Consider the following 19,453-nt stretch of genomic DNA (forward strand, 5'->3'; position numbering starts at 1 on the left):
ACTATCGTATGCTGACCGTACTGAACTAATGTGCGGCAAACCGCACCCGATAGCCATGCGGCTTTTTTATGCCTGTTATACGGCGTAATTGCATTCAGATAATGATCGGGTGGAGAGGCGTAATACAAAACCCAAAAGGGGAATATGCCCAGAGCTTCACATTAGGCTCAGTTAACACCCGATCGCCACTACTAACTGGCGTATTTTGACTAAACTAATGTGGAGGCCGAATATGGCTACTCAAATCACCGTAGAAACTATCCCCGCCATGACTCATAATGAGATTCCAGTTATGACAACTGAACTTTTGGCTTGGCTCTATGGTACAGAAACAAACAATATCAAAGTTAATCATTCGCGTAATTCAGATAGATTTGTTGAAGGAAAACATTATTTCAAATTGGAAGGCTCAGAATTACGAGAATTTAAGCACAAGGTTACTCAAAGTAACTCTGTGAAAATTGCACCTAATGTTCGTAGCCTCATGCTCTGGACAGAACGCGGCGCAGCAAGACACGCTAAAATGCTTGAAACCGATCAAGCATGGGAAGTCTTCGAGCAATTAGAAGATTACTATTTTCATGCAGAAAGAACATTTAATACACCTAAACACCATCCAGAAGCGAGAGAACTATTAACTGCTGATGATACCTCACATCTTTCTCGTTTAATTTGGACGATGGCTAACGGCTTCCGATTTGAGCGTTCATGGACACAAGGCATCTGGTATGCTTTACGTCATGCAACAGGGGTAGAGTCACCTCAAAATTTTGAAGTTAATCAGATACCGATAATCGCAAAAGAATGCGAAAAGATTTATAACTTCACCAATGGCGTTAAAGAAGCGATCTATGAAGCGGAGAAACAGGCCGTAAGGCGAGTACTCCGCAAACGTGAGGACGCAGACAAGGTGTTAGCTGAGATGACACAACTACTTGAAGAGAGTAATCAGGAGCATACCTTTGTTTTGACCGATACATTAGCACGCTGGCAACAAGCAGAGATACAGCAATTTTTACAGCGTCGTTAAATACTGATCAAATCATCAGTAAAATACTTGACTGTCCGTACATCCGTACAGTATTATATGCTATAGTAGCGCAAAGCTATTGAGTTAGCGCTTAAACATATTATCAGAACCTCGCTTTTTGCGGGGTTTTTTCGTTTTGGTTCTGACTCAAACTGTAAAATGAGGTAATTACTATGTCATTTAGTATACATAATTCTTTTAATTCACCGGAGATTCCTCCAAAAAAGAAAAACATTGAGCAACAATATATATTAATATTGACATCCGGATATTATGAGTTGGCTAGAGCTATTTTTGATCAGAATGATAGATTTCTTTGGTTTGAGAGTTCAAGAGGGATAATTTCTCGAAATAAATACAAAGCTTGGGCGGAATTGAATCCTCTTAGTCGCCGAACGATTTTCGATGAAAATGAGATCCAGAACTATTTAATTGATTAAAAAATATTACAGGCGATACTATCGTTACGGTGCTGAATCTATTTGTGTCAAAAAATAAGTAATTAACCTGAATTTATCCCATTAATCATATCAGGCTGCACGGTGAGGGGCATTACGCTATTTGGGCTATGTTACCCGTCCAAAAAGCTTGAATAAACGTTAAAAATAAGCTACTGCAATACTCAAAAAGGCAGCAACATAAACAAGTAAAGCAGCTGTCTCCCTTTTTTAATTTAAAGCAATGGAACCCTCAGTGGGAGGGTATATGCGTATGTCTGAAAAATACTCAACACCGGCTGCCTATCTGTGGGGCATCATGACGACCATCGGTGGTGTTACAACAACGATTTTTGATTTTTTAACCCTTGACCAGTGGGTAGCGGTGATGGGTATTGGCTGCACGATAGGGACATTTTTTATCAACGTGTACTACCGCCGAAGGGAGTACAAACTCAAAGAGCGTCAGTATGAAGATACCGAAAAAAATAGTGATGGCGACCGGTGGTAGTGCGGTGTTTTTAGCCTCAAGTATGATAACCCATTTCGAAGGATTAAGACTTAATCCCTATTTTGACGGTGGCGGTATTCTTTCGGTTTGCTACGGTCACACAGGCAATGATATTGAGCGTAACCGGACGTACACGCAAAAAGACTGCGATAAATGGCTTGATGACGATTTAAAAGCGGTAAAACGTTACGTTGACCCGCTGGTCAAGGTCAATATCAATACACTAACACAGGCAGCTCTTTACTCATTTGCCTACAACGTGGGTGGGGGGAATTTTGGGAAATCCACACTACTCAAAAAGCTCAACGCCGATGACCGAAAGGGCGCTTGTGATGAGATGAAGCGATGGGTTTATGTGAAAGGCGAAGTCTGGAAAGGACTAATGACCCGTCGAGAAATAGAGAGTGTAATATGTTATGGCGACCTTACGCATTTGTCGTAGCGATTATTGCTGCATTGGTTTTGTCACTCGTTTTCATCAACGCCCGTTATCAAAACGTCAAGCAAAACTATCAGACGCTAAAACAGCAATATCAAGCGCAAATTGAAACGGTAAAATTTCAACAGCAAAAAATTGATGCTTTACAGCAGCTCGATATTCAACAGACTGAGAAATTAAATAATGCCAAAAAGGAAATTGCTAAGCTGCATGATGCTGTGCGCGCTGGCACTAAGCGGTTGCGTGTCAACGCCGTGTGTCGTGCATCCAAAACCGCTACCGCCAAGAGCCGATATGATGAAGCCAGCCCACAACTTGGTGAGGCAGCTAGACAGGATTATTTCCATCTCAGAGAGATGATAGCTGAGAACGAAAAGCAGACGGAATACTTACAGAGTTATATCAAAACACAGTGTAAATGAATCGGGAATTGATACTTACGAATTTTAATAATCATAGTGCAAGAGGTGAATAAAATGAAATGTTCAATTATGGAAAATCAGTCAGGAAATGTAGTAATTCTTTCTAAAGGAGGAGAATATGACTCTAAAATAACAGAGAGTGAAATATTTAAAGATTGGATATCAGAGTCACAAAAACAAAATATTCGAGCAGTTATTCAAAAAAACTTAGATATTAGAAATTATGGAACTCTTAAGGGTTTAATTTTCTCTAGTCTAAAAGATGATAAAAATAATTTATTTATCAAAAATCATACTAAACCTGTAGTAAGAAGAATATCAATAGATAAAGTGGTACAGGAAATATTTAGTAAACCGATAACGAATTTAGTAAATATACAAGAGTTTCTTAATGAAAATGGGAATAAGGATGTTAAATTTACAGCCTCTGTAAGTGGAAATAATACTGTTTCAATTAGAACATCATTGACTACTACTGATACAAATAATTCGGGTTTTGAGATTGGATTAGGTCTAGAAATATCTGGGTTTAAGTTTAGTCCAAGTTTTAACACAGGTTTAGCTAAATCCGAATCAAAGATGGAAGATAACATAACCGCTGACTCGACAGTTCATAATTCTGCTGCAGTTTTTACCCTTAAACCAAATGAAAAAGCTATTGTTGCATTGAAAAATGATGAATATGAAGTAAATGCTAGAATTGTTTATTCTATTCGTTTGTCTGGTCTAATATATGCCATTTCCTATAAAGATGGCCAAAATTTTTATTCTGGTTATGATATAGAAGAGGTTATGAAAGAAGCAAATATTTCTAACCAACAAAAAATCGAACAAGAGTTAAATATTAGTGGTTACCTACGTTCAAATGTAATATTTAAATAAACATCCTTCGTACTTATCAAATATTTTTAATCACAGAACCTTACAGAAAATCGAGCCTGAGAATCGCCGTTTAAAATGGTACTTTTTCTGTGGGCGGCTTTTCTGTGTGAGCAGGTTCGATTTTCTATAAGGAAAAGTACGATGAAAGCAGTAACAACTATGAGCAATGTTAACTTCTATTAATTAACATTTTTCAAAACTTACAACTCCAGCGTACCACATGCGCAACTAATCCAAACATCGAACCCGTTATTTAGGAATGAGCTTTTGAGGTAATCAGTTTTGCTGATGTCACTTCGATGGGCTGATTTCCTATGTGGCAAAGGTTCATTACCTAAGTAAGGAAGACATCATGAATCATGTATTAACATTTAAGACCCACAATATCGTTCCCTTTAATAATGGAGACGGAAAAATATGGTTCACCGGTCATCATATGGCAGAGCTACTTGAATATGCAGATGTTAAGTCAGTCAATAGGCTATACAACAGAAATAAAAATGAGTTTAGTCCTGAAATGACCCAGGTGGTCAATTTGACCTCTTGTAATAAAAACAATGACATACAGTACAATAGAGTAAGACTTTTTTCACTTAGAGGCGCTCATCTACTTGGGATGTTGGCAGATACAAAAATCGCTAAAGCACTCCGTAAGTGGTTACTGGATTTAGCGGAAAAAGAAAGCCAACCAGCCAATCTTGCTCTGTTAGATATGGAAGGATTGAAATCATTAACGATTGGCGAAATGCAAAATAGATTGGTTGCGGCGAATAAATGGTCGTTTGACAATTTTGGTAGAAAAGGAAGCGACTTAATGAACTTACGTAAGCGTCATCTAAATAAGATACGTAAAGCAGAAAAAACAATTATGGCACTTTCTCAATTAAGACTACCAGGATTTGATGATACTCCAAATGGAGAAAGTCAAGCATGACCCCTGAACAATTTATCGAAACCAATGTCAAGGCCGAGTTAATGAAGCTCGGTTTTTCTAACTCTGTCGCCAGCTTAGCCACAAGTGAAGCTATCCGCTATTACCGCAAACAGCCAGCGAGTAAACGAGGCAAGATGCTAGAAGATTGTCTCAATCAGGCTAAACGATGGGCGAAGAGTGCGGCTAAAATTAAACATTAATTTGAAACAGGTGAAATGATGAAAGAAATAACCGAAGAACAACAAATGCGCCTTGATATTTTAAGGTTGGTATTACTCGATACGGCAGCAGCACAAATCACCATCGATTTTGTGAAAGACGAGAAGCTGAAATTTGAGATATTTAAGGATTTATGGCACGAGTCCGGCGCAGAAAGTACGCCTGTTGCCCGTGCGCAAAAGTCAATTCAAAAAGGGAAAGAGGCTTTACTTCTTTTCCCGTAAATCTAGCGAGTAGATGATTGGTAATTATCACAATGAAGGTAGGTCAACTCAAATGTCATTATTTGAACTGCGAAGTAATTTAAGGAGTAAATATGGCAGCGCCAAAGGGAAATCGCTTTTGGGAAGCAAGAAGTAGCCACGGAAGAAAACCCGTTTTTGAAAATCCAGAGCAGCTATGGCAAGCCTGTTGTGAATATTTCGAATGGATAGAAAATAACCCGCTAAAAGAAGAAAAAGTATTTTCTTATCAGGGAGAGATAACACACACAAACATATCAAAAATGCGAGCAATGACAATTTCAGGACTTTGTTTGTTTTTAGATGTAGCTGATAGCACTTGGCAAGCTTATAGAGTTAAAGATGGTTTTTCGGCAATCACGACACAAGCAGAAAAAATCATTTACGACCAAAAGTTTTCTGGCGCAGCAGCTGACCTACTGAATGCAAATATCATCGCCCGTGACCTTGGCTTGAAAGAACAATCGCAAGTAGAAGATGTCACTAAATATAAAGGTGATAGAGATAAACGTCGTTCTAGAATAAAAGAGCTATTTAATCGTGGAAAATCTTGATCTGATACTTGATAAATTAAGTGATGAAGAACAAATAGAATTACTTGATTTACTTGAAGAAGAAGAAGAATACAAAAAAACACATCGATTATTTGAATACAATCCATATGATAAGCAACGAGAATTCATCGAAGCAGGTGATAAATTCACCGAAAGATGCTTTATTGCTGGAAATCAGTTAGGTAAGTCATTAACCGGTGGCGCTGAGGTGTCATTTCATTTCACTGGTCGTTACCCTGGTACAAAAAGCTATCCTGAAGACGGGGCGTGGAAAGGTAAGTGGAAAGGTAAAATATTCAGTGAACCGGTTGTTTTTTGGATTGGCGGAGAAACAAACGAAACGGTTACAAAAACAACTCAGCGTATCCTGTGCGGTCGTATAGAAGAAAATAACGAGCCTGGTTATGGTCTCATCCCCAAAGAAGATATCATTAGCTGGAAAAAATCACCTTTTTATCCAAATCTGGTAGATCATCTACTAATTAGACATAGAAATAAAGAGGGTGTTGAGGATGGCATGTCAATTTGCTATTTCAAGCCATACTCACAGGGACGCGCAAGATGGCAAGGGGATACGGTACATGGCGTTTGGTTTGATGAAGAACCACCTTATGCAATTTATTCTGAAGGTCTTACTCGTACCAATAAGTATGGACAATTTTCTATTCTTACCTTTACTCCATTGATGGGGATGTCTGATGTGGTCACTAAGTTTCTCAAGAACCCATCAAAACATCAAAAAGTAGTCAACATGACTATTCACGATGCTGATCACTACACCGAAGAAGAAAAAGAAAAGATTATCGCTTCTTATCCTGAGCATGAGCGTGATGCTCGTGCAAAAGGCATCCCAACGATGGGAAGTGGCAGAATATTTCAAATACCAGAAGAATTAATTAAATGTCAGCCATTTGAGTGTCCAGAGCACTTCTACATTATCGATGGTCAAGATTTTGGTTGGAATCACCCTCAAGCTCATATTCAATTGTGGTGGGATAAAGACGAAGACGTTTTTTATCTGGCAAGAGTGTGGAAAAAATCAGAAAACACAGCTGTTCAAGCTTGGGGAGCTGTCAAATCTTGGGCTAATAAAATTCCAGTAGCTTGGCCACATGATGGTCATCAGCATGAGAAAGGCGGCGGTGAGCAATTAAAATTGCAGTATGTTGATGCTGGTTTTTTGATGCTAAAAGATCATGCGACATTCGCTGAAGGTGGAAATTCTGTCGAGTCAGGAATCAGTGAACTTCGTGACTTAATGCTTGAGGGACGATTTAAGGTATTCAATACATGTGAACCATTTTTTGAAGAGTTTCGTCTTTATCATCGAGATGAAAACGGGAAAATAGTTAAAACAAATGACGATATTCTAGATGCAGTCCGCTATGCATACATGATGCGACGTTTTGCGAAGATGTTACGTGAAATAAAAAAACCAAAACAGATAAAAATACCTGCGCCTATCCGGCCGGTAAGGAGAAATAATGGTCGATAAAAATGAGCGGCTAGAAAAAATACTGCGAAAATTCGACCTTGATTATAGTGCATCTGAAAAAGCAAGAAGAGAGGCAAGAAACGATCTGTTTTTTAGTCGTGTTAGTCAATGGGATGACTGGTTAGAAAGCTATGTCACTTTAGAATATCGAGGTCAATTCGATGTTGTACGCCCCATGGTGCGAAAACTTGTTGCTGAGATGCGAAAGAATCCAATCGAAGTAAAATATCGGCCAAAAGATACTGCTCCAGCAGATGCAGCAGATATTTTAATGGGTATGTATCGTACAGATATGCGAAATAACTGCTCAAAAATAGCTGTTAACGTAGCAGTGAGAGAACAAATAGAGTGCGGTTATGGAGCTTGGCGTATTGTTACTGACTATGAAGACGAAAATCCAACAAGCAATAATCAGGTTATTCGCAGAGTTCCACTTCACGAATCATGCACGCATGTTATATGGGATTGTAATTCAAAAGAAATAGATAAGTCTGATGCCAAAAACTGCACGATTATCCATGCTTTAAACACGGATGGATGGGAAGATTTCGCTGAAAAATATGGTATTGATAAAGATATTACTCCTTCCTTTCAATCACCAAACAATGATTTTTTATTTAGCTGGTCAAACGGAAAAACAGTTTACGTTGCAGAGTACTATGAAGTAGAAGAAAAAAAAGAGAAGGTTTTTGTTTATTACAATCCGATGGCCGGTGATTTACAAAGTTACTATGCAAGTGAAGTAAAAGAAAACATGGATCGCTTAGCGCAAGAAGGCGCTAACAAAGTAGGTGAGCGAACAGTAAAACGTTGTAGAGTATACAAGTCAATTATAACAAATACAGCAATATTGAAAGATAGAATTAAAATTGCGGGTGAACATATTCCGATTGTGCCTGTTTTCGGTGAATGGTCATTTTTTGATGACACTGAGTTATATGAAGGTGTTGTGCGTTTATCAAAAGACGCTCAACGTTTACGTAACTTTATACTATCCAAAGGTGCCGATACGGTTGCCAAATCACCGAAGAAAAAGCCCTTCTTTTATGCTGAGCAAATTGCAGGTTATGAAAGAATGTATAGCGGAGATGATGATTATCCGTATTACTTACTTAATAGAACTGATGAAAACAAGGGAGATCTTCCTCCTGGCCCTGTTTCATATATGGAAAATGCCGAGATATCACAAGCTGATGCTGGAATGTTAGAAGCAGCAACAACAGCAGCAAAAGAAACTGCAAGAGTAGGTGTTGATGTTGAAGCAGCCAATGGTCAAGTGGCATTTGACACTGTTAATCAACTCAACAGCAGAATTGATTTAGAGACCTATGTATTTCAAGATAATTTGGCTATCGCGATGCGTAGAGATGGTGAAATATATGCGTCAATAGCTAATGAAATTTATGATACACAACGAAAAGTGATCACAACATCCGAAGACGGAAATGAAAATAGCATTGATTTAATGACACAATCTGTTGATTTTAATCAAGGTAAAGTGGTTACTTTAAACGATATCCGTGGAAGATACGAAACTTACACTGATGTTGGCCCATCATTCCAATCGCAAAAAGATGCTGCAAGAGCAGAAATTGGTGAGCTAATAACTAAAGTTCCTCCTGAGCATCCAATCTGGAACGTCATGATGCTTACTTACGCAAATATGATGGAGGGTAAGGGTGTTGAATATATTCGTGATTATGCTAACAAAGAACTGATCACTAGTGGATTGAAGAAGCCTGAAACTGATGAAGAAATGCAATGGTTAGCAGAAGCACAACAAGCATCACAAAATCAGCAAGATCCGTTAATGGAAGCAGCCATTGCTGAACAAATGAAAGCTCAAGCAGAGATAGCTAATGCTCAAAATAGAATGGCTGAAACACAAATAAAAGCATTTACTGCTGAACAGCAAGCAGCTGAATCACAAGCTAATGTCGTTTATAAACTTGCACAAGCAAAAAATATCGATGAAAAAGCAGTGATGGAAGCAATAGAGCTGTTGAGTAAGGTTGCGCAACAGCAACAAAGTAATATTCCTACCGGCAAATCAGCCGAGCTTCCTCAAACCATGTAAGAGAGTTAAACCATGAGTGATACCACCGAAATTCAGCAACAAGTTGAAGATACTTCCCTGTCTGATAATCAGACAACATCATTAACAGACGAGACAGTCATTGATAAAACAAGTGACAATCATGAACAACATGATGGTTTCGATATTGTACTGAATAACGATGAGAAAAAAAACCGGAAAGTAAGCCAAATGAAAATGCAAAGTATGCTGCTCGTCGTGTTGCAAGAAAAAGGCAATACGAAATAGAACAACAAATGAAAGCAATAGAAAACGGTGAACTTCCTGAGCAATTACGTGTTAATCCTGAACTTCCCCGATCAGCCTAAAATTGATGATTATTTATCTGATAATGCTTTAGAAAAGTATGATTATGATACTTATAAAGCACAGGCTGCGTATCAAGCGGCACTGCAAGATTGGCAAATGAAATCATTAGATGCCAGAAGTAAGGCAGTAGCAGATCAAGGAAGAAGAACACAGGAATACACCCAGCAAAGTCAAGAAATTGCTAAAGCTATGCGTGCTCACTATGATGCGGCTGATAAGCTTAATTTAGCCGATTTTCAGGAAAAAGAAGATGCAGCATTGCAGATATTACCACAAGGTGTTGATGCTGCTATTGCACAAAACTTTCCTGAAAAATCAGCTGCCATCATTTATTACCTCGGATCTAATCCAGATAAAGCCCGTGAAATATTTAGCAAAAATCCAGTACAGGTCACTATCGAATTAACTCGACTAGCTGATCGTTTAACTCTCAAGCCACGCGGTAAGCAAATATCAAATGCACCTATGACGGACGAACCCCTAAGTGGTGATGTCACGGCAGCTAATATATCTAGTCTGCAAAAACAGATGGATGAAGCATCAAGTCAAGGTGATGTGGATACTTATCGAAAAATTAAGGCTAAATTGCAAGGAATAAGATAATGGCTTTAAATGAAGGTCAACTAATAACTTATGCTATTGATGAAGTCATTCAAACAATTGAAAACATGACACCAATGGCTCAGAAGGTAACAAAATGGCAGCCCGATGCAGCCTCATTGCAGCGTTCAAGTAATGAAGTCTGGTTACCATTAGAACAAGAAGCACCGACACAAAAAGGTTGGGACTTAACAGACAAGCAAACAGGAATTTTAGAGCTATCTGTTAAGTGTTCGTTAAGTGAACCTGACAATGATTTCTTTGAATTACGGGCAGACGATTTACGTGATGAGCGTTCCTATCGCCGCAGAATAAATGCATCCGCAAAAAAATTAGCAAATAATGTTGAAGTCAGTATTGCTCGAGTCGCTACAGATATGGCTTCACTTGTAATAACAAGTAAAGAGCAGATTGGTAGTAAAGACTTCACTGGTTGGGATATGATAGCCGATGCGGAAGAAACTATTTTTTCTCGTGAGTTAAATAGAAATGCAGGTTTATCCTATTTCTTTAATCCATTGGATTATAAACGGGCAGGGCATGATTTAACGAGTAAGGACTTTTACGGAAGAATACCCGAAGATGCCTATAAATCAGGATCCATTCAGCGTCAAGTTGCGGGTTTTAATGATGTTTTGCGCTCGCCTAAACTTCCAACAGTCAAAGCTTCAACGGCTACAGGCGTTACCGTTTCTGGTGCTCAAAAATTTAAACCTGAAGCCTGGAAACGATCGATTGATGGCGGTAAAGAGAATGTAGATAATCGCATTGCCTGGGTAACCGTCAGTGATGCGACTAAATTTAAACGTGGCGATAAGATTTCTTTTGCTGATGTTAAGTTTTTGGCACAAATGGCAAAAAATATTTTAACAAAAGAGGCCACTTTCACAGTTGTTTCTACGGATAAAAATAAAATTGCGATTGCTCCTAAGCCTATCGCTTTAGATGATGATAGTTTAAAACCCGAAGAAAAAGCCTATGCTAATGTCAATATTTCATTAGCAGATGGCACCGCAATTAATATTTTAAATATTAAAGATGCAACCGCAAATGTATTTTGGGCTGATGATTCTATTCGTCTTGTATCACAACCCATTCCGTTAAATCACGAAATATTTGCAGGATTAAAAGCGAGATCGTTTAGTATTGATAATGTGGGTATTAATGGGGTCATTGCTTTTAGTGGAAACATTAATAACTTGGCGGGTAAATGCCGTATTGCTTTATGGTATGAACCTTGTGCTATACGTCCTGAAGCCATTGGTATTGGTTTAGCAGGTCAAAAAGCATAAATGATTGATAAGGAAATAGGGAGCTTAGGCTCTCTTTTCTTTTGGAGTTAAATAATGAAAAAAATGCTTTATAAGTCAAATGGTGAGGTTAATGTTTGGGGGATGATGTTGCAAACAATAATTGTCAATGCTGATGAAGTTGAAAAATATCTCTTTGATGGATGGCATTTAAATCCTAATGATACAAAAATATTGCCAGATCCAGAAAAGAAACAAAAAAAATATAATAGAAGGGTAAAAAATGCAGACAACAACGAAGGGTGATCTTGTCATTGCTGCATTAAGAAAAATTGGGGTTGTTTCAGATGCAACTTTAACAGACATCGAGCCACAATCACTTGAAGATGGCGTTGTTGATTTAGAAACAATGATAGTTGAGTGGTATGAAGATGGACAGGGAATTCACATAGGATATAAATTTTCACCAGATGATATACCTATAGATCAAGGCGAAGAGCACGGCATTAATAAAAATGCCATCAATGCGGTAATTTATAACTTGGCTACTCGTATTGCGCCCGATTATCAAATACAGCCTTTGGAAAAGATAATTAATACTGCCAGATATGGTAAAGAATTATTAATGCGTCATTGCTCAATTAAACGCGCTAGAAAAGCAAGATCACATTATCCAAATGGTTTCCCTGTCGGATCAGGGAATAGGTTTGCTACCGCTAACGGATATCGATATTTTCATCGGATAAATAAAAATGCCAAAGATACAGATCCCAATTGCTAAAGGTCTCGGTAAAGATTTTAAGACAGCAGATTATATTGATGCGTTGCCTGTAAATATACTGGCTACACCTAAAGAGATTCTAAATGCTGCTGGTTACTTAAGATCATTCCCTGGCATTGAAAAAAAACAGGGAGTTAATGGTATATCACGTGGCGTTCAATTCAATACAAAAAATAACACTGTCTATCGAGTCTGTGGTAATAAGCTTTATCTTAATGGGAAAGAAATTGCTGACATTTTAGGTAATGACAGAGTTTCCATGTCACATTCTAGTAATAGTCAGGCGGTTTGTTTTGACGGTAAACTAAAGTTCTATCGATATGACGGTACAGAGAAAGCATTATCAAACTGGCCAAAGGATAAATACCCGCAATATGATTTAGGCGAAGTGATTGATGTTTGTCGAAATCGGGGGCGTTACATCTGGCTACAAAAAGGCGGTGAACGATTTGGGGTGACTGATCTGGAAGATGAATCTAAACCGGATAGATATCGCCCCTTCTATCGTGCCGAATCTCAGCCAGATGGGATAGTTTCAGTGGCATCATGGCGAGATATGCTTATTTGTTTTGGTTCTTCTACGATAGAATACTTTTCATTAACCGGTTCTTCTGATACTTCACAGCCTATTTATATTGCTCAACCAGCTTATATGATCCAGATAGGTATTGCGGGTCGTGATTGCCAATGCCGATATCAGGATAATTATGCCATTATCAGTCATCATTCTATTGGTCAGCCATCAGTTTATATCATAGGGTCAGGTGAGAAAAACAAAATATCCACCGCCACCATTGATAAAATAATGAGCCATTATTCTGCTGATGAATTATCTACATCAGTCATGGAGTCCATTAAATTTGATAACCATGAGTTATTAATTATTCACCTTCCAAAACATACGCTTTGCTTTGATGTTGCTGCAAATAATCAATGGTCAATACTTAAATCAGGATTTTATGATGACCCCTATCGTGCTATTGATTTTATGTTCTATGGGAATCAAATCACAGTGGGTGATAAGAAAGAAGGCGTTATTGGTCATTTAGTTTTCAATGCATCAAATCAATATGAACAACACGCTGAACATATTCTTTATACACCAATGATAAAAGCTGATAATGCAAGATTATTTGATTTTGAATTGGAAGCCTTAACGGGTGTTGCTCAGATTGCTGACAAGTTATTTCTCTCTGCAACAACAGATGGGATTAATTACGGTAGAGAACAACTAATAGAGCAAGACTCCCCTTTTCAGTATGACAAAAGAATTATCTGGCGACGTATTGGGCGAGTGAGAAAAAATATTGGCTTTAAAATCCGCATTATTACCAAATCACCGGTGACCTTATCCGATCTATCGCTAAGGATTGAATAATGGCTAATAAATCTTATGCTAACTCTGGTTTAGAAAATCCCATTAGTGTTCAAATTTCATCTGTCACTCCAGATATCTTACCTAAAAATTTCAGTGAGACTTACCGCAGGATAGTGTTAAGTGGTGCTGAGGATATAGGCAAAGTCGTTAACAGAGCCAACGACTCAGGATATGAGGCTTATGCTGCGCAACTTAAAAATGAAGAGCAAGATATTATCCTTGGGAATCACGAGGAAAGAATAACAAAAACTGAGGAGGGTTTGGCAAGTCTTGAGGTTCGGGTGCTTAATATTGAGAACGACGTTAACGGACTTAAAATAAAGATACAAGACTTGGATGGCAAAGTATCTGAAATTATCGTTGATTACGTCTCGTTGAGTCGAGTCAGTCAACAAAACTTATCATCACCCATTAACGTCAAAAACTCTTATTCTATTAACGGTACGAAAGTTATTGGACAACGTGTTATAGGATTTACTTCAGCTACGGGTACAGCATTAAAAGCCGATTTCAATGCTGATCAATCATTTTCCATCGGTGCTACATATAATCAATCTGAAATTCAAACTTTAGCTAATGCATTAATAGCATCACGTCAACGAATTAAAGCATTAGAAGATGCTTTACGTTCACATGGATTAATTGACTAATGGAAATAAAAATTATCGAAAATATTGACCAGTTTTATCGATTTTTTTCTGATAAATCTAAGATCGGTTATGCCATGGAAAATAACGGTGATTATCAGTTAAAAAATAATCAACTTTATGTCGGTGTTTATGAAGGTTTGCTACTTGTTGGTTTTTTTTCAATTGAATTTATTCGCAACAAGTTAATTGAAATTCATCCTGTGTTTGATCCGGGTTTCCGTGGCAAATATGCTTTGAAAGCAACCCGATTTTTTTCAAAATGGTTGATGGATAATCTCAATTTTTCAACCGTTATTACTTATGTTCCTGAAAAAACGCCTTGGGGAAAAGTAATTTGCAAGTTAATGAACATGCGAAGAGTGGGTGTGATTGACAATGCATTAACCGCAGGTAATCAACAAATAGATATGACAATGTATCAGGTAACAAAAGAGGAATTAGAAAATGGGTGGAGGCGGTGGAGATAATGGCGCTAAAGAACAGGCCAGAGCATCACGTGAAGCAATTGACCTTCAAAGAGAGCAATGGAATCGTGTAATGCAAAATTTGGCACCGTATATGGGGGTTGGAGCACCAGCTTTAAGTCAATTGCAAAATTTAATCTCACCAGAAGGTCAAACACAAGCATTAAATAATTTTTACAACTCTCAACAATTTAATGATTTAGCCAGTCAAGCAAGATATCAGAGTTTGAATGCCGCAGAGGCAACCGGTGGTTTAGGTTCAACAGCAGTAGGAAATCAATTAGCAACAATTGCTCCAGCATTAGGTCAGAATTTTTTATCTAATCAATTACAAAATTACGGTAATCTGGTTGGCATTGGGATGAATGCAGCAACAGGCCAGACTTCTGCTGGTCAAAATTATGCGAACAATGTGGGTCAATTATTACAGAATATCGGTGCAGCAAATGCAGCTTCGGCAAGCAGTCCTTCTGGATGGCAGAAAGCATTAGGAGGTGGCATGGCAGGAGCTGCAACAGGGGCAAGTATTGGTGGCCCATGGGGCGCCGTAATTGGGGGTGGTTTAGGTGCATTGGGTAGTTTATTTTAATTGGAGTTTCTATGGCAACGTTTCAACTTGCTGGTTTACCTAGTATGCAAGTATCTAATCAAACTGCGGGTGGATTAGGCTTGCCAGTAGCACCTCAATATGCGGAAAGCCCTAATACGGGTGTTATGTTGGCACAAGGTATAGGGTCAATTTACGACAATTTGCAAGCAAGAGAAAAAAAGCAGTCAGAAGCGGATTTTATGAAATCATTTGGTCAGGCTTATGCGGTTAATGATCGTGATGCAATGAAACAATTGGCAGCGGCGCATCCTGAACAAATCGAGCGCCTTCAAAAAGGGATGGGTTTTATTGATCAGGATAGAAATCAGATGATTGGTCAGGCAGCAATGGATTTACGTCTTGCTGCGAAAAGCGGTGATCAATCGTTAATGTCATCATTACAAAAAAATGCGCCAATATTAAATCAAATGGGATTATCGCCTGAAGAAGCGTTTTTATCCTTCAAACAAGATCCAAAACAATTTGATCAGATTACTGATTTAATTGGTATGCATGCATTGGGGCCAGAAAAATATTTTGATATTCAAGATAAAATAGAAGGCCGTGATATTGATAGAAATAAGCTTGCAGAAACAGAACGGAGTAATCGTGCAAGTGAAAGTTTAACTCAGCGAGGACAGAACATTTCTGCACAAAATGCTGCTTTAGATAGAGAAATAAAAAGAGCGGAGCTAGCCAGTAAATCTTTAGACAGACAGGCACAAAAAGAAACGGATGATCTTAGAAGACAGGAATTAGAGCAGAAAATAGAAGCGAATAAACAAAAACTAAATGAAGCAAAAGAGAAAAAAAATCAAACACAAACACAGGCTAAATTAGCTTTAGATAATGGCGTTCAACAACTAGATAGATTAGCTCAAGAAGCTAAAGCCATAAGAGATAATCCGAGCTTATGGAGAACGACAGGAGTTCCATGTAGATTTTATAATTTTCCTGGCAGCGCAGCTGATGATATTGATGCACAACTTGAATCACTAAGATCACAAACGGGTTTTGCTGTTTTGCAGGCAATGCGAGATGCTTCAAAAACAGGAGGAGCTTTAGGTAATGTAAGTAATTTTGAAGTACAACAATTACAGGCTAATCTAGGTAACATTTCAGGAAAGCAATCAACTGAGGCAATGCGTAAAAATCTTAATAAAATAATAAATTATGCTGAAGGTGTTAAGAAAAGAGTTAGCGATGCATTTAAAAGAAATTATCCTGATTTTAAACCAGTAGAAACAACTGAAATTAATAATGTTGATAGTTCAAATATATCAGATGATGAGTTGTTAAATAAATATTTACCGAGGTAATCATGGCCATCAATGATTATTCAGAAGAACAGCTTTTTACTGCTTTAAGAAATGCTGATTCAGCGGGTGACACAAATGGTGCTCAACGAATTGCTGGATTAATTCAACAAAGGCGATCTACTCAAAATCAAGAGCTTAATCCAATTACTGAGGCTGGAAAAGGACTTCTGCAAACAGGTGTCAATGTAGCCAATATCATCCCTGAAATTGCGGATGCTTTCATGTCAGGTGCTTCATGGGCAGGTAATCAGTTAGGTATTGGTGATGGTACTTATACACCTACACAGCGATTAGCATTACCAGATAATTTAAAGCCACAAGATACGTATGCAAAATTGGGTGCTGAAATTGCCCCTTATCTTATTCCTGGTGTTGGAGCAGAAAGAACAGCAGCAGCATTAGGTTCTGTTGCTAACGCAGGAAGACTAGAGCGTGGTGCAACTAAATTAGCGGATATGGTGGCTGAGAATACAGTAGGAGCATTAGCACAGAATAGTCAGCGCGATAACGCCCAAAGTTTAGCGACTGATTTTGGTGTGGGTCTAGCGGGAAGTGGATTAGCCAGAGCTATTACGCCTATATTAGGGAAGGCTTATAATACACTTGTGCAACGTACAGTATCTCCGGCATCAAATGACATTAACACGGCAAATGATATTGTACAGCTAGCAAGATCTAAAGCTGGTCGCCAATCAATTGCAACTCAGGCTGCAAAAATAGATCCGGATATTGCTAAAGCAGCTGATGTTGCAGGTGTTGATATTAACGCTTTAACACCAGGTATGCGTTCAGGTAGTACAGGTATTGCACAAACTGAAGGTGTTCTATCTTCCACACCTGGTATTGCACAAGACGCCCAGATGAAAGCATTTGATGAAATAAAAAGTAAGTTGAATAAAAACTTAGAAGAATTAGGCGCTGAAGCTGGAACTGCATCAGAAAAAAGTGCAACGATTAAAGGAAGAGTTATATCAAATCTGGATGAGATGAGAGATGCAGAGTGGAAAGCATGGAATGATGTTAGATCTACGATGCCAAATCAGAAGATGAAAATGGCTAATGCTAATGCGGTTATTCAAGCAGAAAATTCTGCCGGCGTTCCTTTATCTCCTGAAATGAAGCAATTTGTTTCTGCTTATAAAAAAGGGGGTATTACATTTGATGGAATGAAAGCCTGGAGAGCTAAATTTGCTGATGCGGCAGAAAAATATAGCCGTAGAGGTGAAGCAAATGCGGCTAGACGTGCTGGAGAAGTTAGGCAAGCCATAACGCAAGATATGCAGAAAATGGCACAACAGGGTGGTTTTCTTGAAGACTGGACGAAAGCTAATGAGTTATCTAAAGCAAGAATAACTGCACAAAAAGATGCTGAAGCTATTTTTGGACGAGACTTATCAAATGATGTTCTAATCACAAAAGGTGTTTCTGCGTTACAAAGTTCATCAAAAAAAGGTTTAAAAGATTTTCACAAAATAATGAAATCTGTTCCAAAGGATGAATATGAACCAACGATCGCGTCGATCTTGCAGGATGCAGCATCACAGGGTGTTAGAGGTGGAAAATCAGAAGGGGCAGGGATTTCTCATATAGCAAGCATACTTACACCACAGAATATTAACGTGATTAGACAATATTCACCCGAACTTGGAAAACTAGCAGAATCTTATGGAATATTAGCAAAAGCTGCTTCAAAACCTTTAAAAAGCATTGAACATACGGGTAGATCTGTTCCGGCATTAAAAACCTTAAACGGAGAATTACCTAAAATATTACAGATTGTTTCTGATCCACTTAAAAATAAAGCCGTTGGTGCAATTGCGGGTTATGCAGGTGGAGGATTGGCAGGCTCGGTATTAGGATCATTAGCTAGTTCAGTTCTGTATTCTGGACTTGCAAATTTAGCCAGCAAACGTAGTGGTAGATACGCAATTGAAAAAGCAATTCAAGAGGCAACAAAAGCCGTTAATGCTGGGGCAAGCAATGCAGCAATAAAAGCAGCAGAAAACCGTTTTCTTAAAAATAAATCCGTGATGAAAGTACTACGTGACACGTTGAGTAGTGAAGAGTTTCAGCAAATGGCAAGACTTGGATTTGTTGCAACGATAAGCGGCATGACAAAAAGTAACAACCACGAATAAACCTATCTAAATTCCATCATTTAATAAATAAACACCTAATTCCCATCTGGAGAAAAAATGTCAGATATTATACCTAATGTCGTTGTGAGTATGCCAAGTCAATTATTCACATTGAGAAGAAAATTTGCCGCAGTCAGTAATGGTAAGGTTTATATCGGTAAAATCGATATGGATCCAACCATACCCGATAACCAGATTCAGGTTTATATTGAAAATGAAGATGGTTCACATGTACCTGTTGCGCAACCTATTATTATTAATCAGGCTGGTTTTCCGGTTTATAACGGTCAGATATCCAAATTCGTCACAGTAGAAGGCCACTCAATGGCTCTCTATGATGCTTATGGGGCACAACAGTTCTATTTTCCAAATATATTAAAGTATAACCCTGATAGATTTAAAGAACAGGCGGAAAAGTATATTCAGTATATTGAAAAATTAAAGGGAACGATTAAACAAACGACAGGTGACTCAACAACCGATGTGATAAGCCAAAAAGCCTGTGACGACAATTATGCCAAGAAAGATTCCTGGGAAAAATTCACTGCTGGGCAGATAAATATAATGAGTAACGGTAATTATACCAGCTTGACCCGTATCAAAGGTGATGGGAATAAACTGTTGCTCGAAACTGCCCCTGGCGATGCCTATTTCGTGTATAGAGATGCTAAAAATAAAAATAAAGCCGTCGTCACCATTCCATCAAATAAAAATG

General features: G+C 38.2%; 21 protein-coding genes and 2 pseudogenes. All 23 read left to right on the forward strand.

The genetic code is table 11. From position 1 onward, the window contains the following. The first annotated feature begins 232 nt into the window (after positions 1–232). Entirely contained in the window at positions 233–1,030 is a 798-nt protein-coding gene (locus ArsFIN_RS27200) for an ORF6N domain-containing protein (protein WP_081700706.1), read from the forward strand. Positions 1,031–1,203: 173 nt separating this feature from the next. Then, positions 1,204–1,470 carry a hypothetical protein gene (locus ArsFIN_RS05090; protein WP_135677509.1) on the forward strand — a complete coding sequence of 89 codons (267 nt, stop codon included), beginning with the start codon at positions 1,204–1,206 and terminating at the stop codon, positions 1,468–1,470. A 253-nt stretch (positions 1,471–1,723) separates the two neighbouring features. Beyond that, positions 1,724–1,978 carry a phage holin family protein gene (locus tag ArsFIN_RS05095; RefSeq protein WP_338023326.1) on the forward strand — a complete coding sequence of 85 codons (255 nt, stop codon included), beginning with the start codon at positions 1,724–1,726 and terminating at the stop codon, positions 1,976–1,978. Then, on the forward strand, positions 1,938–2,420 hold the full coding sequence (locus ArsFIN_RS05100) for a lysozyme (protein ID WP_135677510.1): 483 nt from the start codon (positions 1,938–1,940) through the stop codon (positions 2,418–2,420). Before ArsFIN_RS05095 ends, ArsFIN_RS05100 begins: the two co-directional genes overlap by 41 nt. Continuing rightward, positions 2,390–2,839 (forward strand): lysis protein, encoded by a 450-nt coding sequence (locus tag ArsFIN_RS05105; RefSeq protein WP_167876660.1) that lies wholly within the window; start codon positions 2,390–2,392, stop codon positions 2,837–2,839. Before ArsFIN_RS05100 ends, ArsFIN_RS05105 begins: the two co-directional genes overlap by 31 nt. Positions 2,840–2,893: 54 nt before the next feature. After that, on the forward strand, positions 2,894–3,721 hold the full coding sequence (locus tag ArsFIN_RS05110) for a hypothetical protein (RefSeq protein ID WP_135677512.1): 828 nt from the start codon (positions 2,894–2,896) through the stop codon (positions 3,719–3,721). 352 nt (positions 3,722–4,073) lie between these two features. Next, positions 4,074–4,655, forward strand: a complete 582-nt coding sequence (locus tag ArsFIN_RS05115) for a BRO family protein (RefSeq protein ID WP_034250153.1) — start codon at positions 4,074–4,076, stop codon at positions 4,653–4,655. Continuing rightward, positions 4,652–4,855 carry a hypothetical protein gene (locus tag ArsFIN_RS05120; RefSeq protein WP_026823814.1) on the forward strand — a complete coding sequence of 68 codons (204 nt, stop codon included), beginning with the start codon at positions 4,652–4,654 and terminating at the stop codon, positions 4,853–4,855. The genes ArsFIN_RS05115 and ArsFIN_RS05120 overlap by 4 nt, the downstream gene beginning before the upstream one ends. Before the next feature lie 18 nt (positions 4,856–4,873). Further along, a complete protein-coding gene (locus ArsFIN_RS05125) occupies positions 4,874–5,098 on the forward strand; it encodes a DUF2560 family protein (protein WP_026823815.1) in 225 nt (74 codons plus the stop codon). 92 nt (positions 5,099–5,190) lie between these two features. Further along, positions 5,191–5,670, forward strand: coding sequence for a DNA-packaging protein (locus tag ArsFIN_RS05130; protein WP_026823816.1), 480 nt, complete (start codon positions 5,191–5,193; stop codon positions 5,668–5,670). Next, positions 5,657–7,165: a terminase large subunit gene (locus ArsFIN_RS05135; protein ID WP_135677513.1), complete on the forward strand. Its 1,509-nt coding sequence runs from the start codon at positions 5,657–5,659 to the stop codon at positions 7,163–7,165. Before ArsFIN_RS05130 ends, ArsFIN_RS05135 begins: the two co-directional genes overlap by 14 nt. Next, positions 7,155–9,242: a portal protein gene (locus ArsFIN_RS05140; RefSeq protein ID WP_135677514.1), complete on the forward strand. Its 2,088-nt coding sequence runs from the start codon at positions 7,155–7,157 to the stop codon at positions 9,240–9,242. Before ArsFIN_RS05135 ends, ArsFIN_RS05140 begins: the two co-directional genes overlap by 11 nt. Positions 9,243–9,254: 12 nt before the next feature. Then, a pseudogene (locus tag ArsFIN_RS05145) lies at positions 9,255–10,172 on the forward strand (scaffolding protein). Then, positions 10,172–11,461 carry a P22 phage major capsid protein family protein gene (locus ArsFIN_RS05150; protein ID WP_135677515.1) on the forward strand — a complete coding sequence of 430 codons (1,290 nt, stop codon included), beginning with the start codon at positions 10,172–10,174 and terminating at the stop codon, positions 11,459–11,461. Before ArsFIN_RS05145 ends, ArsFIN_RS05150 begins: the two are co-directional and overlap by 1 nt. Before the next feature lie 54 nt (positions 11,462–11,515). After that, entirely contained in the window at positions 11,516–11,725 is a 210-nt protein-coding gene (locus tag ArsFIN_RS05155) for a hypothetical protein (RefSeq protein ID WP_135677516.1), read from the forward strand. Beyond that, positions 11,703–12,200 (forward strand): packaged DNA stabilization gp4 family protein, encoded by a 498-nt coding sequence (locus tag ArsFIN_RS05160; RefSeq protein ID WP_135677517.1) that lies wholly within the window; start codon positions 11,703–11,705, stop codon positions 12,198–12,200. The genes ArsFIN_RS05155 and ArsFIN_RS05160 overlap by 23 nt, the downstream gene beginning before the upstream one ends. Further along, positions 12,172–13,578, forward strand: a complete 1,407-nt coding sequence (locus tag ArsFIN_RS05165; RefSeq protein ID WP_135677518.1) for a packaged DNA stabilization protein — start codon at positions 12,172–12,174, stop codon at positions 13,576–13,578. Before ArsFIN_RS05160 ends, ArsFIN_RS05165 begins: the two co-directional genes overlap by 29 nt. Continuing rightward, the gene (locus ArsFIN_RS05170; protein WP_135677519.1) at positions 13,578–14,228 is read left to right on the forward strand and encodes a phage tail protein; all 651 of its coding nucleotides are present in this window, start codon (positions 13,578–13,580) and stop codon (positions 14,226–14,228) included. Before ArsFIN_RS05165 ends, ArsFIN_RS05170 begins: the two co-directional genes overlap by 1 nt. After that, positions 14,228–14,695 (forward strand): DUF2824 family protein, encoded by a 468-nt coding sequence (locus tag ArsFIN_RS05175; RefSeq protein WP_135677520.1) that lies wholly within the window; start codon positions 14,228–14,230, stop codon positions 14,693–14,695. The genes ArsFIN_RS05170 and ArsFIN_RS05175 overlap by 1 nt, the downstream gene beginning before the upstream one ends. Further along, a complete protein-coding gene (locus tag ArsFIN_RS05180) occupies positions 14,673–15,281 on the forward strand; it encodes a DNA transfer protein (RefSeq protein WP_135677521.1) in 609 nt (202 codons plus the stop codon). Before ArsFIN_RS05175 ends, ArsFIN_RS05180 begins: the two co-directional genes overlap by 23 nt. 44 nt (positions 15,282–15,325) lie before the next feature. Then, a complete protein-coding gene (locus tag ArsFIN_RS05185) occupies positions 15,326–16,600 on the forward strand; it encodes a phage DNA ejection protein (protein ID WP_246067343.1) in 1,275 nt (424 codons plus the stop codon). 2 nt (positions 16,601–16,602) lie between these two features. Continuing rightward, positions 16,603–18,738 carry a hypothetical protein gene (locus tag ArsFIN_RS05190; RefSeq protein ID WP_135677523.1) on the forward strand — a complete coding sequence of 712 codons (2,136 nt, stop codon included), beginning with the start codon at positions 16,603–16,605 and terminating at the stop codon, positions 18,736–18,738. 57 nt (positions 18,739–18,795) lie between these two features. Next, positions 18,796–19,138 (forward strand): annotated as a pseudogene (locus ArsFIN_RS27205) (phage head-binding domain-containing protein); the annotation flags it as partial. Positions 19,139–19,453: the final 315 nt, after the last annotated feature.

This window comes from Arsenophonus nasoniae (assembly GCF_004768525.1).
Taxonomy (GTDB): Bacteria; Pseudomonadota; Gammaproteobacteria; order Enterobacterales; family Enterobacteriaceae; genus Arsenophonus; species Arsenophonus nasoniae.